This is a genomic window from Cytobacillus eiseniae, assembly GCF_017874625.1.
In the GTDB taxonomy this organism is placed as follows: Bacteria; Bacillota; Bacilli; order Bacillales; family Cytobacillaceae; genus Cytobacillus; species Cytobacillus eiseniae.
Window position 1 is genome coordinate 26,298 of the sequence record NZ_JAGIKZ010000014.1, and the last position, 13,496, is coordinate 39,793.

At 40.2% G+C, this 13,496-nt stretch carries 15 protein-coding genes; 14 read left to right on the forward strand and 1 reads right to left on the reverse strand.

Annotated elements, in window-relative coordinates; translation table 11 throughout:
- Positions 1-140 precede the first annotated feature (140 nt).
- Positions 141-779 (reverse strand): YigZ family protein, encoded by a 639-nt coding sequence (locus J2Z40_RS12430; protein WP_066397863.1) that lies wholly within the window; start codon positions 777-779, stop codon positions 141-143.
- A gap of 744 nt (positions 780-1,523) precedes the next feature.
- On the opposite strand from J2Z40_RS12430, the gene J2Z40_RS12435 reads away from it, so the two are divergent.
- From J2Z40_RS12435 to csrA, 14 genes are all read left to right on the forward strand, one after another.
- Positions 1,524-2,666 (forward strand): sensor histidine kinase, encoded by a 1,143-nt coding sequence (locus J2Z40_RS12435; protein WP_066397861.1) that lies wholly within the window; start codon positions 1,524-1,526, stop codon positions 2,664-2,666.
- A 28-nt stretch (positions 2,667-2,694) separates the two neighbouring features.
- Complete coding sequence (locus J2Z40_RS12440) at positions 2,695-3,420, forward strand: response regulator (RefSeq protein WP_157087852.1); 726 nt, start codon at positions 2,695-2,697, stop codon at positions 3,418-3,420.
- A 1,249-nt stretch (positions 3,421-4,669) separates the two neighbouring features.
- Positions 4,670-4,822 carry a sporulation histidine kinase inhibitor Sda gene (gene sda, locus J2Z40_RS12445; protein WP_083953966.1) on the forward strand — a complete coding sequence of 51 codons (153 nt, stop codon included), beginning with the start codon at positions 4,670-4,672 and terminating at the stop codon, positions 4,820-4,822.
- Positions 4,823-4,950: 128 nt separating this feature from the next.
- Positions 4,951-5,790 (forward strand): DegV family protein, encoded by an 840-nt coding sequence (locus J2Z40_RS12450; protein ID WP_066397859.1) that lies wholly within the window; start codon positions 4,951-4,953, stop codon positions 5,788-5,790.
- 63 nt (positions 5,791-5,853) lie between these two features.
- Positions 5,854-7,350, forward strand: a complete 1,497-nt coding sequence (locus J2Z40_RS12455) for an ATP-dependent helicase ComFA (RefSeq protein WP_245350089.1) — start codon at positions 5,854-5,856, stop codon at positions 7,348-7,350.
- Complete coding sequence (locus J2Z40_RS12460) at positions 7,347-8,045, forward strand: ComF family protein (RefSeq protein WP_245350090.1); 699 nt, start codon at positions 7,347-7,349, stop codon at positions 8,043-8,045. Before J2Z40_RS12455 ends, J2Z40_RS12460 begins: the two co-directional genes overlap by 4 nt.
- Positions 8,046-8,136: 91 nt before the next feature.
- Positions 8,137-8,565: a TIGR03826 family flagellar region protein gene (locus J2Z40_RS12465; protein WP_066397855.1), complete on the forward strand. Its 429-nt coding sequence runs from the start codon at positions 8,137-8,139 to the stop codon at positions 8,563-8,565.
- A 213-nt stretch (positions 8,566-8,778) separates the two neighbouring features.
- Positions 8,779-9,042 (forward strand): flagellar biosynthesis anti-sigma factor FlgM, encoded by a 264-nt coding sequence (flgM, locus tag J2Z40_RS12470; RefSeq protein ID WP_066397853.1) that lies wholly within the window; start codon positions 8,779-8,781, stop codon positions 9,040-9,042.
- Positions 9,043-9,059: 17 nt separating this feature from the next.
- Positions 9,060-9,545, forward strand: coding sequence for a flagellar protein FlgN (locus J2Z40_RS12475; protein WP_066397851.1), 486 nt, complete (start codon positions 9,060-9,062; stop codon positions 9,543-9,545).
- Between the two features lie 18 nt (positions 9,546-9,563).
- The gene (flgK, locus tag J2Z40_RS12480; RefSeq protein WP_066397843.1) at positions 9,564-11,147 is read left to right on the forward strand and encodes a flagellar hook-associated protein FlgK; all 1,584 of its coding nucleotides are present in this window, start codon (positions 9,564-9,566) and stop codon (positions 11,145-11,147) included.
- A 17-nt stretch (positions 11,148-11,164) separates the two neighbouring features.
- Positions 11,165-12,052 carry a flagellar hook-associated protein FlgL gene (gene flgL, locus J2Z40_RS12485; protein WP_066397841.1) on the forward strand — a complete coding sequence of 296 codons (888 nt, stop codon included), beginning with the start codon at positions 11,165-11,167 and terminating at the stop codon, positions 12,050-12,052.
- 44 nt (positions 12,053-12,096) lie between these two features.
- On the forward strand, positions 12,097-12,672 hold the full coding sequence (locus tag J2Z40_RS12490; protein ID WP_066397837.1) for a DUF6470 family protein: 576 nt from the start codon (positions 12,097-12,099) through the stop codon (positions 12,670-12,672).
- A gap of 11 nt (positions 12,673-12,683) precedes the next feature.
- The gene (gene fliW, locus J2Z40_RS12495) at positions 12,684-13,130 is read left to right on the forward strand and encodes a flagellar assembly protein FliW (protein WP_066397830.1); all 447 of its coding nucleotides are present in this window, start codon (positions 12,684-12,686) and stop codon (positions 13,128-13,130) included.
- The gene (gene csrA / locus J2Z40_RS12500; protein WP_066397828.1) at positions 13,131-13,367 is read left to right on the forward strand and encodes a carbon storage regulator CsrA; all 237 of its coding nucleotides are present in this window, start codon (positions 13,131-13,133) and stop codon (positions 13,365-13,367) included.
- The last annotated feature ends 129 nt before the right edge of the window (positions 13,368-13,496 follow it).

Genomic DNA, 13,496 nt, shown 5'->3' on the forward strand with positions numbered 1-13,496 from the left:
TTTGTTTTAATAGTAAAAAAACTTTAGTGACTTTAACTTTTGTGTATTCTTTATGTTTCACATATATGACAGGTGGTTTATTTCTACGTTCATAAATCAATTGTTAATTTTACCGAAATTATTAGTAATCGTAAATATATTTATTTTTCCACATCTTCTTCTAAATAAACGAGAGCACCTTCTGTAATTTCTCCCTGCCCATTCGTCAACTCCACCATCCACTCCGTAAAATGGCCCGTTTCTTCTTCGATGACGTATGTTTCGATTTCGACTGTATCTAAATAATGGATTTCTTTAAGAGCGTAGACGGAGGAGCGTAATTCATTTTCGAGTTTGCCAAGCCAAGTGTAGTCGACTTTTGTATGCATGACACGCATTAATTTTCGTTCGACTACCCCAGTTGCGTCAATTCCTTCAGAGGTTGCTTTGCCATATGCGCGAATGAGGCCGCCTGCACCAAGCTTAATGCCACCGAAATAGCGGGTGATGACAACGACCGTGTCTTTCAGCTGTTTTTTCTTTAATACTTCTAGAATCGGGACACCTGCTGTACCACTTGGTTCACCGTCGTCATTTGCTTTTTGAATTTGGTCATTTTCACCAATCATATAAGCTGAGCAATTATGAGTCGCATCCCAATTTTGTTTTTTTATTTTTTGGATGAAAGCTTGGGCTTCTTCCTCCGTTTCTGCTCTTGCAATATATGCGATAAAACGTGACTTTTGAATGTTGATTTCATGATCGCCATAATTTTTCACCGTAAAGTATCGGGGCAGCATCAATAAACCGCTCCTTTCAATCATTTTCACCTTTCTTCATTATAATTCGACATGTACTGAAACTTCAATTATAAGCTGATTGTAATGAAACTTTAATGTTGTAAAGAAGTCCCCATGATATAATTACACTATTGATGTAGTTAAAAAGTAAGTATTTGTAGAGAAATGTTAGTAGTGCAAAAACGATTATGCTTTATGAAATTATACAATCGCAAGTTATATATGAAAGTGTGAAAGTTTGTTTTACGTCCAGCTCCACAAGGAACACTTCGGCAGCGTATGCATCGCACGAGTATAAGTGTTTTTCTTATAGGAGGAGCGCCTATCGCCTATCAAACTTCAGTACTGCCCCCTACGATAAGTCAACATCGGTTCGCTATCACTCACCGTGTTTCCTTTATCTCAGTCGCAGTCCTTCCAGTTTGTACGGCGATGACCAAGGCGCTTGCGCATTTGTTATTTTGCACTGGATTTTCTCGCCTAGCCATGAAAAATATTGGACATATTATAGGATATAAGACTTATGGTTGAAATTCAATACTAAGTCTTTTTACGTGATTTCGTTCGATTTAGTGTAGTTTTCACAGGTTGGAGATAGTATATCGGGACATTTCAAGATAAAATAATGAAAAAGAAAAATAATAGCTGTTTAACTTTTCTCTAGTTAGGGTATAGGGTAAGAAAATTTATCTATGGTTTAAAGAAAGTGTCACATGCTTTTCTAAAATCATTGGAGGATTTCTGATGAGTAAAAAGAAATTAGATATTAAATCACTTGATTTTATTCTGGAGAAAATGATCGATACGGTTGGCATTAGTAAAGATGAAATCTTCCGTATTGGCGAGCAATGCCGGACAGATCATATGACCTTGAGCGATCAGCTAAAGGAAATGAAAGAACAGGTGACGAAGACGATTGCTGAAGGGGACCGATTAGAGGTTCAAACGAGATTTGCTCGGAAGCGGCTATCAGAGGTGAGCATGCACTTCAAGGATTATACGGAAGTGGAAGTTCGTGAAGCCTACGAAAAAGCGCATCAGCTGCAAATGGATTATTCAATGAACCAGCAGCTAGAAAAGCAGCTGCGCGATCGTCGGGATGACATTGAACGAAGACTCGTTGGTCTGCAAGAAACAATTGAACGGGCAGAGCATCTTATCTCGCAAATTACAGTTGTCATGAACTATTTAACAAGTGACCTGAAGCAAGTGGGAGAAATGCTCGAGGATGCCAAGATGAAGCAAGAATTTGGTTTGAAAATTATTGCTGCCCAAGAGGAAGAACGAAAAAGATTATCACGAGAAATTCATGATGGCCCAGCCCAAATGATGGCCAATGTGATGATGCGTTCAGATTTAATTGAGCGTGTCTATCGTGAGAAGGGCAGCAAGGATGCGTTCACGGAAATTCGCGACCTGAAAAAAATGGTCCGTAATGCGTTGTATGAAGTGCGGAGAATCATTTATGACCTGCGTCCAATGGCGCTAGATGATTTAGGTTTAGTTCCTACCCTTAAAAAATACTTGCAAACAACCGAAGAGTATCATAAAAAGATAAAAATTCCCTTTTTGAACATGAAGGCAGAGAAGAGACTTCCTGCTAATTATGAAGTGGCATTATTCCGCCTCGTCCAAGAGTCAGTCCAAAATGCGATCAAGCATGCAAATGCAACTGAAATACAAGTAAAGCTGGAAATTGATCGTACAAAGGTAACAGTCGTCATTAAAGATGATGGAAAAGGCTTCAATCCTTCAGAAAAAAATAAGGACTCCTTCGGCTTAATTGGCATGAAGGAACGGGTCGAGCTGCTTGAAGGGGAGTTATCCATCGATTCAAAAATCGGAAAAGGCACAATCGTGCTCATTCAGGTACCGATTAATTTATAAAAAATAATCATAGAAAAGAGATAAAAAGATGATTACATTAACGGAAAGAGCGCAGGAGGGAAAGAAATTGGCTACAAAAATCGTTATTATTGATGACCACCAATTATTCAGAGAAGGTGTCAAACGAATATTGGATTTTGAAAAATCATTTGAGGTTGTTGCAGAAGGCGATGACGGAAGTGAAGCCGTTTCGATTGTTGAACAATACCATCCAGATGTCATTATTATGGATATCAACATGCCGAATATCAATGGGGTAGAGGCAACTCGCCAACTAATTGAAAAATACCCTGAATCAAAAGTCATCATCCTATCCATCCATGATGACGAGAACTATGTTTCACATGCACTAAAAACAGGGGCAAGCGGATATCTCCTAAAGGAAATGGATGCTGACGCACTCGTTGAAGCGGTTAAAGTTGTCGCAGATGGTGGTTCTTATTTGCATCCGAAAGTTACGCATAATCTTGTAAATGAATATCGCCGACTTGCAGCAGAGGAAGCAAACCAAGGCCAATCTTACATACCGCAAATGGAAATTCGCCGCCCACTTCATTTACTTACTCGCCGTGAATGTGAAGTCCTACAGCTCCTAGCTGATGGAAAAAGCAATCGTGGCATCGGTGAAGCGATCTTTATCAGTGAAAAAACAGTAAAAAACCATGTAAGTAACATTCTCCAAAAAATGAATGTAAACGACCGTACCCAAGCCGTTGTCGTAGCGATTAAAAATGGCTGGGTTGAAGTGAAATAAGGATAGAAGAGAGCTGTTGCATATGCAATGGCTCTTTGTTTTGGCATTTTATACGAAAAAAAATAAACCGTCCGTTGGAGTTTCAGTTCAAAGAGTCTTTAATAAGCCCGATAGAGGACTCAACGATCGAAATATCCGCTCAAAGAGTCTTCAATAAGCGGGATAGAGGACCCAACGAGCAAAATATTCGCCCAAAGAGTCTTCAATAAGCGGGATAGAGGACCCAACGCCCGAAAAATCAGCTCAAAGAGTCCTCAATAAGCGGGATAGAGGACCCAACGACCGAAATATCTGCTCAAAGAGTCGTCAATAAGCCTGATAGAGGACCGAACGCCCGAAAAGTCAACTCAAAGAGTCCTCAATAAGCCTAATTGAGGACCCAACGCCCGAAAAATCAGCTCAAAGAGTCTTCAATAAGCACGATAGAGGACCGAACGCCCGAAAAATCAGCTCAAAGAGTCTTCAATAAGCGAGATAGAGGACCGAACGCCCGAAAAATCAGCTCAAAGAGTCCTCAATAAGCGGGATAGAGGACCCAACGCCCGAAAAATCAGCTCAAAGAGTCCTCAATAAGCCTGATAGAGGACCGAACGCCCGAAAAGTCAACTCAAAGAGTCCTCAATAAGCCTAATTGAGGACCCAACGCCCGAAATATCTGCTCAAAGAGTCTTCAATAAGCACGATAGAGGACCGAACGCCCGAAAAATCCGCTCAAAGAGTCTTCAATAAGCCCGATAGAGGACCGAACGATCAAAATATTCGCCCGAAGAGTCTTCAATAAGTCCGATAGAGGACCGAACGCCCGAAAAATCCGCTCAAAGAGTCCTCAATAAGCGAGATAGAGGACCGAACGCCCGAAAAATCCGCTCAAAGAGTCCTCAATAAGCCTAATAGAGGACCCAACGCCCGAAATATCTGCTCAAAGAGTCTTCAATAAGCCCGATAGAGGATCGAACGCCCGAAGAATCCGCTCAAAGAGTCCTCAATAAGCCTAATAGAGGACCCAACGCCCGAAAAATCTTCTCAAAGAGTCCTCAATAAGCTTGATAGAGGATCCAACGCTCGAAAAATCCGCCCGAAGAGTCTTCAATAATCCAGATAGAGGACACTCCCACCGAGATATTCGCTCCGCCCAAGTCCTTTCCCGCCTCTCAATGTGAAAGTATCGTGAAGTTTTCGATTTATTATTTACAAATCATGGGTTTTCCATCAAAATGGGTATAAAGTAATTGTTAAGGAGTGTGTGAATATGACTGGTTTGGTTCAATTGCCGGATGAATTATTAGTCGAAACATACTATAAAGCAGTAAATTGTAATCTTGAGCCATGCTTTCTTCAGTATTTACTAGATGAAATCGAGCGAAGAGGGATAGAAGTTTGTCTGGCAAAACAGGTGAATTAACCCCGTTTATTTATCAATCCTTTCCTGCTCCGAAAGAATCCTCTATTTTCCACCCAAATTTAATGCATTTCCATTCACTATCATTTAAAATGGAGAATAGAAAACAGACTAAGGATGGTATCTAAAATATGAAAACGGCAGTAGTCACGGATAGTACAGCCTATATCCCAAAGGAACTTCGAGAAAAGTTAAATATATACATGATTCCACTCAGTGTAATTTTTGGAAATGAAACATACCGGGAAGAAATAGATATTAGTGCTTCTGCATTTTACGAAGAAGTAAAGGTTAAGGAGCTTCCAACGACATCCCAACCACCCGTTGGGCAATTTGTGTCGCTTTTTGAACAATTGGCCAATGAATATGATGCCGTGATCAGTATCCATTTATCAAGTGGGATTAGCGGAACATACCAGGGATCAGTGACGGCTGGCAATATGGTAGAAGGAATTGATGTGTACTCCTTTGATTCCGAGATTAGCTGCATGGTGCAAGGCTTTTACGTCCTTGAAGCCGCAGAAATGTCCGCTGCTGGAAAATCCCCTCAAGAAATTATGGAGAAATTAAAGGAAATGAAGACATCCATTCGCGCTTATTTCATGGCGGATGATCTTTCCCATCTTCAGCGTGGAGGCCGGCTATCTAGTGCCCAAGCATTAATTGGCAGCCTGCTGCAAGTGAAACCGCTTCTTCATTTTGAAAACAAAGTCATTGTGCCGTTTGAAAAAATCCGTACACGAAAAAAAGCAATGAAGCGCATTGTTGAAATGCTAGGGGAAGATGTAAAAAACGGCGAACCTTATCGTGCGGCCATCATTCATGCGAATCGAGAAGAGGAAGCATATGAATGGAAAGCAGAGCTTGAAGCACAATTTCCGAATGTTGAATTCATGATCAGCTATTTCGGTCCGGTTATTGGTACACACCTAGGTGAAGGCTCCATGGGACTCGGCTGGGTAAAAAGATAATTAAACCATTTTCGCCATTCCATCTTAATGGGATGGCGTTTATTAAAAAATGAGGTGATCTATTTGCGATTTGCATGCATTGATTCAAAACTCATCCCAGAAAAACTGCTCACATCCCCTGAACAAACATCCCCAATTTCTACGTTTGAACAAGTTCCCGCTCAACCACTTAACCCTGATTACCCTTACAACAAAGACCTCCAACAACAACTATCCGGAAAACAACTTTTAATCGAAGACCTAATCTTCCCACTATCTGAGCTCCAAGCACACTACGAAAATGGCTACCTCCTATACCGAAAAGGAATCATCAGCACAAAAAACAAACCAACCTGCACACGCTGTGGCAACCATGATCCCCATTACTTTGCCGCATTCCCATGTGCCCGATGCAAAGAGGAATGCACATATTGCCGGAAATGCCTTATGATGGGGCGGGTGAGCGCATGTACCCCATTACTTAGCTGGACTGGCCCGCTGATTGCGCATGAAACAAATCCCCCCCAACTCTCATGGGATGGCACACTTTCAACTGGACAGCAGTTAGCCTCAGAGCGCGTCGTTCAGGCAATCAAAGAGAACAAGGAGCTATTATGCTGGGCCGTTTGTGGTGCAGGAAAAACAGAAGTTCTTTTTCAAGGCATAGATGCTGCCCTAACCGCTGGAAAAAGAGTCTGCCTTGCCACCCCAAGAACCGATGTCGTTCTCGAGCTCACACCAAGACTGAAGAAAGTGTTCCCATCAATTCCAGTGGCTTCCCTTTATGGCGGAAGTGAAGATCGCCATCTCAATGCCCCATTAACAATCGCCACAACTCACCAGCTGCTCCGCTTCTATCAAGCATTTGATGCCGTCATTCTCGATGAAGTCGATGCCTTTCCATATTCAGTCGATGAATCCCTGCAATATGCGGTCCGCCAAAGCCGTAAACCAACCTCTTCCATGATCTATCTCACCGCTACCCCGAATGAAAAATGGCAGGCCGACTGCCGCCAAGGGAAAAGAGACTATGTCACCATCCCCGCAAGATTCCATCGCCACCCGCTGCCAGTGCCTGTCTTTCATTGGTGTGGGAATTGGGAAAAAGGGCTAAAAAAAGAGCGGCTCCCTGCGAATGTTCTCCAATGGATAAAGAAGCGTCTCCTTGATGGGAAACAATGTCTCCTCTTCGTACCCAAAATCGAGCGAATGAACGACATCCTTCCGCTTGTCCGAAAGCTCCACCCAAAAATAGAAGCTGTCCATGCAGAAGATCCGAATCGCAAGGAAAAAGTACAGGCGATGCGAAAGAAGGACATTCCGATACTCTTAACGACCACGATTTTAGAAAGAGGGGTTACTTTTCCGAATATTGATGTCGCTGTCCTTGGTGCAGAGGATCGAATCTTTACCGAAAGTGCGCTTGTTCAGATTGCAGGCCGTGTTGGCAGGAGTGCACAGGCGCCAAGCGGTGAAATTATCTTTTTTCACTATGGAAAAACAAACGCCATGATTCGAGCACGCAAACAAATTACACGTATGAATGAGGAAGCGAGAATGAAAGGACTGATTGATCATTGAGCCATTGTCAAATTTGCATGACAGACATGATGCCGCAAATCGGCTGGCGTGCATTGTTTTTGAAAGAGGATCCATTCTCTATATGTAGGGAATGCGCCTCTAAATTTGAAGAGATCAAAGGCGAAACTTGCCGAAGCTGTGATCGCTCACTTGAGAATGTCGCTCCGCAATTTAAAGTAGATGATCAATGCGCAGACTGCATTCGTTGGGAGACAGATGCGGAGTGGGCAGGCGTTCTTGATCGAAATTACTCTCTACTTACGTATAATACGTTCGCAAAAGAAGTGCTGGCCCGTTATAAATTCCGGGGGGATTATGCGATTGCTTTCGCATTTGTCCCCTTCATCAAGCAAAGGCTTCAATCCATCCCATTTGATGCCCTTGTTCCCATTCCCCTCAGTGAAGAACGCCTATATGAAAGAGGCTTCAACCAATCAGAAGCACTCATTATCGCCTCTGGCTACAAGCCAACCAATCTTCTCACACGCATCCACTCAGAAAAACAATCGAAAAAGTCTCGTGCAGAACGGATTCATCTGCCACAAGTTTTTCAAACAGAGGCCAGTCTCTCGAACGAGAAAGTCCTTCTAATTGATGATATTTATACAACTGGCTCCACCCTTAGGCATGCCGCCAAGCTACTGAAATCAGCAGGTGCACAATCTGTTTGCTCCCTTACCCTTGCAAGAGGCTAAGAAAATTTCGAAAATCTTCCATTTCTTAAATGAAGCAGTCAAGCTATAATGATAAAAAAAGCCATCTTTCTAGAAACAAGGAGGAGCAAGAATGGATCAGCTTTCAAATTGCCCCAATTGCAATGAAATCTTTCTAAAAACAAAATTCCGTGAAATATGCCAAAATTGCTGGAAGGAAGAAGAAAAAGCATACGAAACCGTCTACCAATTCATCCGCAAACGGGAAAACCGCGCAGCGACGATGGATCAAGTTGTCAACGCAACGAATGTAGACGAAGAGCTTATCCTAAAATTTATCAAAAGCGGCCGCCTAAAATTAACCCAATTCCCAAACCTCGGCTACCCATGCGACAAATGCGGCCACATCATCCGCACCGGCAAGCTCTGCGACAGCTGCACAGAAATTCTCAAAAAAGAGCTTGATATCCATCACATGGAAGAAGAGCGGAGAGTAGAAATTGAGCGTCGTGAGAAACAGCGGACTTATTTTGCGGTGGATGGGAAGTTGAAGAGGGACTAAAAAGCCTAAGCGACATAGATGCAGCTAGTTGATTCTAATGATGGATCACTTTCTGAACTGTGTCCCCTAGGCTTTTTTTAATTGTTAAATTGAAGTCATAATCCATTTCAATAGGTATTTAGACGCGAATATAAAAATAATAGTTAAAAATTGTCCACTTCTACCGATAATATAATTAAAGAATTTCACTCGGAATGAAAGGGAGTGATGGGAATGAAAATCAATAATTTCGGTACATCAGGGATTAATCCATATAAAAGCCAAATGAACAAGCTTGATAAAGCGGCTAAAACGACAGCAAATGCAACAGATAAAATAGAAATCTCATCAACAGCAAAGGAAATGCAGCAGGTTTCCCATTATGCTGCTAGTCGACAAGCAAAAGTAGATGAGCTGAAAATTCAAATCGAAAATGGCAACTATAAAGTCAATCCAAACGAGATCGCTAACAGCATCCTTAACTTTTATAAAAAATAATGAGGGGAGGGAATCACATGTCTGCCGAAGTGCTAATTACATCTATGGAAAAGCTATGCAAGCTCCATGAAAGTCTCTATGATCTTGCGGTGAAAAAAACGGACATCATGAAAATCGGGGACATGGATACCCTAAACCAATTATTAATCGACGAGCAAACACATATTGCTGCTATTGATCGAATGAAAAAGGAATGCCAGAATGCATCGCGAATTCTCACACCACATATTGATCAGCCTACAGTTTCTGATTGTATGGATTATCTTACAACTACTGAGCAGGAAAAAATAAAAGAAGTTACAAATGAACTAGTTCAACTGGTTCTTAGTTTAAAGGAACAGAACAATTTAAATCAGCAGCTTATTCATAATTCCTTACAATTCGTCAATGTTTCTTTGAGCTTACTGCGACCACAGCCAGAAGAAATAAACTATGGCCCACCAACAAAAATAAAAAAGTCTTCCAATATAAATACCCAAGGAATGTTTAGCTCAAAAGCATAAGAGGACGGAGGAATAATCATGAGACCAACTTTTATGGGACTCGAAACAGCTCGGCGTGGCATGTTTACACAACAGAGCGCGCTGTATACAACAGGGCATAATGTATCTAATGCGAATACTCCAGGATATTCAAGACAAAGAATTAACTTCCAGACAACTCTGCCATACCCACCGATAGGTATAGATAGTCCTTACATGCCTGGGCAAATAGGTACTGGTGTAGAAGCTGGCTCTGTTCAAAGAATAAGGGATGGGTTTCTAGATGCACAGTACAGAAACGAGTATAGTAAGTTTGGCTATTACGGGACTTTAAGTGAGTCTCTTACGAAGATGGAAGAAATCATGAATGAGCCTTCAGATACAGGCTTACACTCAGCAATGGAGAAGTTCTGGAAGTCGTTGCAAGATCTTGCAAGCCATACAGGAAATACTGGAGCGCGTGATGTTGTGGCTGCATCGGGTCAAATGGTTACAGATACACTCAATTATTATTATAATTCTTTAACTCGAGTACAAGACGATATTGGAAAGCAAATTGAGGTTAAACAAAATGAGATAAATTCTCTTATTGACAGTATTGCTCAAGTTAATCAACAAATTTCTGAAGTAGAACCAAACGGTTATTTGCCGAACGATCTATACGATCGACGTGATTTACTGGTAGATAACCTTTCTAAACTAATTAATATTAAAGTAACAAATGTGAAGCCAACTAAGTATGGAAATGCGAAAGATATTGCAGAAGGCCTATATAATATTGAAGTAGTAAAAGAGGATGGAAAATCTTATAACCCGCCTATTAACTTAGTGAGTGTGAACAAGTCGGGAATACTAGGTACAAATAAAGTAGAAGTAGTTTATGAAAATCCTAATGATCCAAAAGGTATGGTTACTGGAGTGAAATTTGGGAACGGACAACCTGTCACAGATAATAGCTTTAAAGGAGATCTTGCTGGATTAATTGAAAGCCATGGGTATGAAGATGGAGCCGGAAACATCAAAGGATCCTATCCGGATATGATTGATAAGATGAATAAGATGACTGAAGCCTTTGTGAATGAATTTAATCATATTCACAAACAAGGTTATGCGTTGGGAGCGACTACTCAATCTACAGATGACTTTTTTGTTTGGGATCCTAGTAAGTTTGACCCAGCGAAAGGAAACTTTGCACAAGCTGTGATAGTGAATGATAAGCTGAAAAAGGATCCAAGTTTAATTGCAGCAGGTGGTGCGAGTGGTGCTTCAGGTGATAATAAAAATGCTCAGGCATTAGCAGACTTAAAAACTTTAGGTTTTGATAAATATGGCAATCCGTTTGGGAATAATTCCTTAACCGGAAACCTAGATACATTCTATTCCGGAATTATAGGAAAACTTGGAGTCGAATCACAAAGTGCAGCGAAAAGTACTGAAAACTCCGCAATTCTAGCGGATGCTGTTGACGTGAATAGGCAATCTGTTAGTGCTGTTTCAATGGACGAAGAGATGACAAATATGATAAAATTTCAACATGCTTACAATGCTTCAGCAAGAAATATTACCGTCATTGATGAAATGCTCGATAAAATAATTAATGGTATGGGTGTAGTTGGAAGATAAGGAGTGAATACTAAAGAATGCGCGTAACTCAGTCAATGCTTTCAAATAACATGTTAAGAAACCTTAGTAATAACTATAACAAACTTGGTAAACTCCAAGAACAAATGAATACCCAGAAGAAATTCACAAAGCCTTCAGATAATCCAGTGGCTGCGATGCAGGGGCTTGGATATCGAACTGATTTAGAAAGAATCCAACAGTTTCAAAGAAATATTGGTGAAGTACAAAAATGGGTAGATAGTACAGATAGTGCATTAGATAATGCGATATCTGCATTACAAAGGATTAGAGAACTTACTGTTAAAGCAAGTAATGGTACGCTTGAGGCAGACCAGCGAGAAGCAGTTACAAAGGAAATTCAGCAGTTGAAGGAACAAATTGAAACTATCGGGGATACAGAAGTTGGGGGTCAATATATATTCAACGGAGTGGATACGAATAAAAGACCTTCTGATGGGTATAGTGATGGAGAAATTAAATTAGAAGTATTCTCAGGCATTAAATTGCCAATCAATACTGTAGGAAAAGATCTATTTGGACCATTAGTTGGAGGTATTGATACAGCTACTGGACAACCAATCGATTCGTATCTTGATAAACTGATTAATACTATAAATACAGGAACAGAAGCCGATATTAGTGGGGAACTTAAAAATATTGATGACCATATAGATAAGTTTATAAGCGAACGTGCAACAGTTGGTGCAAGACAAAATCGGGTAGAGATGATGGATGAAAGACTTGGTCAGCAGGAAGTTTTCTCCACAAGAATCCTTTCTAATAATGAGGATCTTGATATGGAAAAGGCAATCATAGAAATGACTACAGCAGAAAGTGTCCTCCGCGCATCATTAAGTGTAGGATCTCGAATCATTCAGCCAACATTAGTTGACTTTTTAAGATAAGGCTATCTATTTATAGATAGCTTTTTTTATAGGGAGTGTTTAATATGCAGTTACCCCAAATTAGGCTACAATCGAACTTTATTAAGATTGGGCTAAATATCGAACAACCAGTTCAGGAAATTGAACAGCCTAAGGCGATTCAATCAATTGAACAGCCAAAGGCCATAGTAGAAATCAAAACAATACCTGGCATGTTAACAATAGATCAAACAAAAGCACGTGCAGATATGGATTTAAAAAGTATCGCGGTAAGAATACAAGAATTTGCCCAAAACGGATACAGCGACTCTTTAAAGGGAATACAAAGAAGGATGGTGCAGGGGGATGAATTGATGAGAATTGAAAACAAAGGAAACCCGCTTGCTGCACAAGGAAAGGAAAATGGAGAAAAGCCAATGAAGCAATTTAATATTGGTTGGATCCCTTCTCATTTTAGTGTAAAACTGGACTATGAACCTGCAAAGGTTAATATTCATGTAGAACCACAAAAGCCGATTATTAATACACAAGTCCAAAAACCGATCCATAATTATACTCCTGGTAAAACAACCGTTGAAGTATTGGAAAGAAATAGTTTGGAAATCGACTTTATCAATTTGTTTCCCGAAAAAAATAAGTAAGTGGTGAAAAAATGATTATACAAACGAAATTTCATGGCGAGCAGGAAATTGTTGCAGAACAAATCATATCATTTCCTGCGGGTATTCCTGGTTTTTTAGAAGAAAAGGAGTTTTACCTTTTTCCGCTTGAAGAAACGGCTCTGGTTGTTTTGCAATCGATTCATACAAAAGAGGTTGCGTTTATCATGACAGATCCTTTTAGTTTTTTCCCACAATATGAATTTGAGCTACCTCAGGATTCAGTTGATACTCTAAAAGTGGAAGCAGAAAAGGATCTTGCTGTATTTGTTATTTTAACGATAAATGATCCATTTCATCAAACAACAGCTAATTTGCAGGCGCCCATTATTATTAATCAGAAAATTAAGCAGGGGAAACAAGTAATTCTAAACAATACGACTTACATAACTAGACATCTTTTTATTGAACCTCTGAGCACGCAACAGGAGGGGGAATAAATGCTAGTATTAACAAGAAAGCAAATGGAGTCCATTATTATTGGGGATGACATAGAAATTATTGTGCTGTCAATAGATGGGGAACAGATAAAATTAGGAATTAACGCACCAAATAGCATTGAAATCCATAGAAAGGAAGTCTATCTTTCGATTCAAGAAGAAAATACAGTTGCTATTAAGGCAGAAAAAAAATCCTTATCAGTAATTAGTAAATATTTCAAAGAAAAAAATAATTAATTTTAGCTAAATAAATGTCACTTCATGTCGATATAAGTAATGTAAGGTTGAATAGAGGAAAAGGCGGCCGACTTAATCACTATTCAAATCTCAAATCTCAAATTTAATGACCACATGGATGTGGGATAT

Excerpts from the sequence above, each read along its gene's own strand:
- fliW (WP_066397830.1), top strand. The coding sequence starts at position 12,684 with ATGATTATACAAACGAAATTTCATGGCGAGCAGGAAATTGTTGCAGAA.
- sda (WP_083953966.1), top strand. The coding sequence starts at position 4,670 with ATGACTGGTTTGGTTCAATTGCCGGATGAATTATTAGTCGAAACATAC.
- J2Z40_RS12440 (WP_157087852.1), top strand. The coding sequence starts at position 2,695 with ATGATTACATTAACGGAAAGAGCGCAGGAGGGAAAGAAATTGGCTACA.
- J2Z40_RS12450 (WP_066397859.1), top strand. The coding sequence starts at position 4,951 with ATGAAAACGGCAGTAGTCACGGATAGTACAGCCTATATCCCAAAGGAA.
- J2Z40_RS12435 (WP_066397861.1), top strand. The coding sequence starts at position 1,524 with ATGAGTAAAAAGAAATTAGATATTAAATCACTTGATTTTATTCTGGAG.
- csrA (WP_066397828.1), top strand. The coding sequence starts at position 13,131 with ATGCTAGTATTAACAAGAAAGCAAATGGAGTCCATTATTATTGGGGAT.
- J2Z40_RS12430 (WP_066397863.1), bottom strand. The coding sequence starts at position 779 with ATGCTGCCCCGATACTTTACGGTGAAAAATTATGGCGATCATGAAATC.
- flgL (WP_066397841.1), top strand. The coding sequence starts at position 11,165 with ATGCGCGTAACTCAGTCAATGCTTTCAAATAACATGTTAAGAAACCTT.
- J2Z40_RS12475 (WP_066397851.1), top strand. The coding sequence starts at position 9,060 with ATGTCTGCCGAAGTGCTAATTACATCTATGGAAAAGCTATGCAAGCTC.
- J2Z40_RS12490 (WP_066397837.1), top strand. The coding sequence starts at position 12,097 with ATGCAGTTACCCCAAATTAGGCTACAATCGAACTTTATTAAGATTGGG.
- flgK (WP_066397843.1), top strand. The coding sequence starts at position 9,564 with ATGAGACCAACTTTTATGGGACTCGAAACAGCTCGGCGTGGCATGTTT.
- flgM (WP_066397853.1), top strand. The coding sequence starts at position 8,779 with ATGAAAATCAATAATTTCGGTACATCAGGGATTAATCCATATAAAAGC.
- J2Z40_RS12465 (WP_066397855.1), top strand. The coding sequence starts at position 8,137 with ATGGATCAGCTTTCAAATTGCCCCAATTGCAATGAAATCTTTCTAAAA.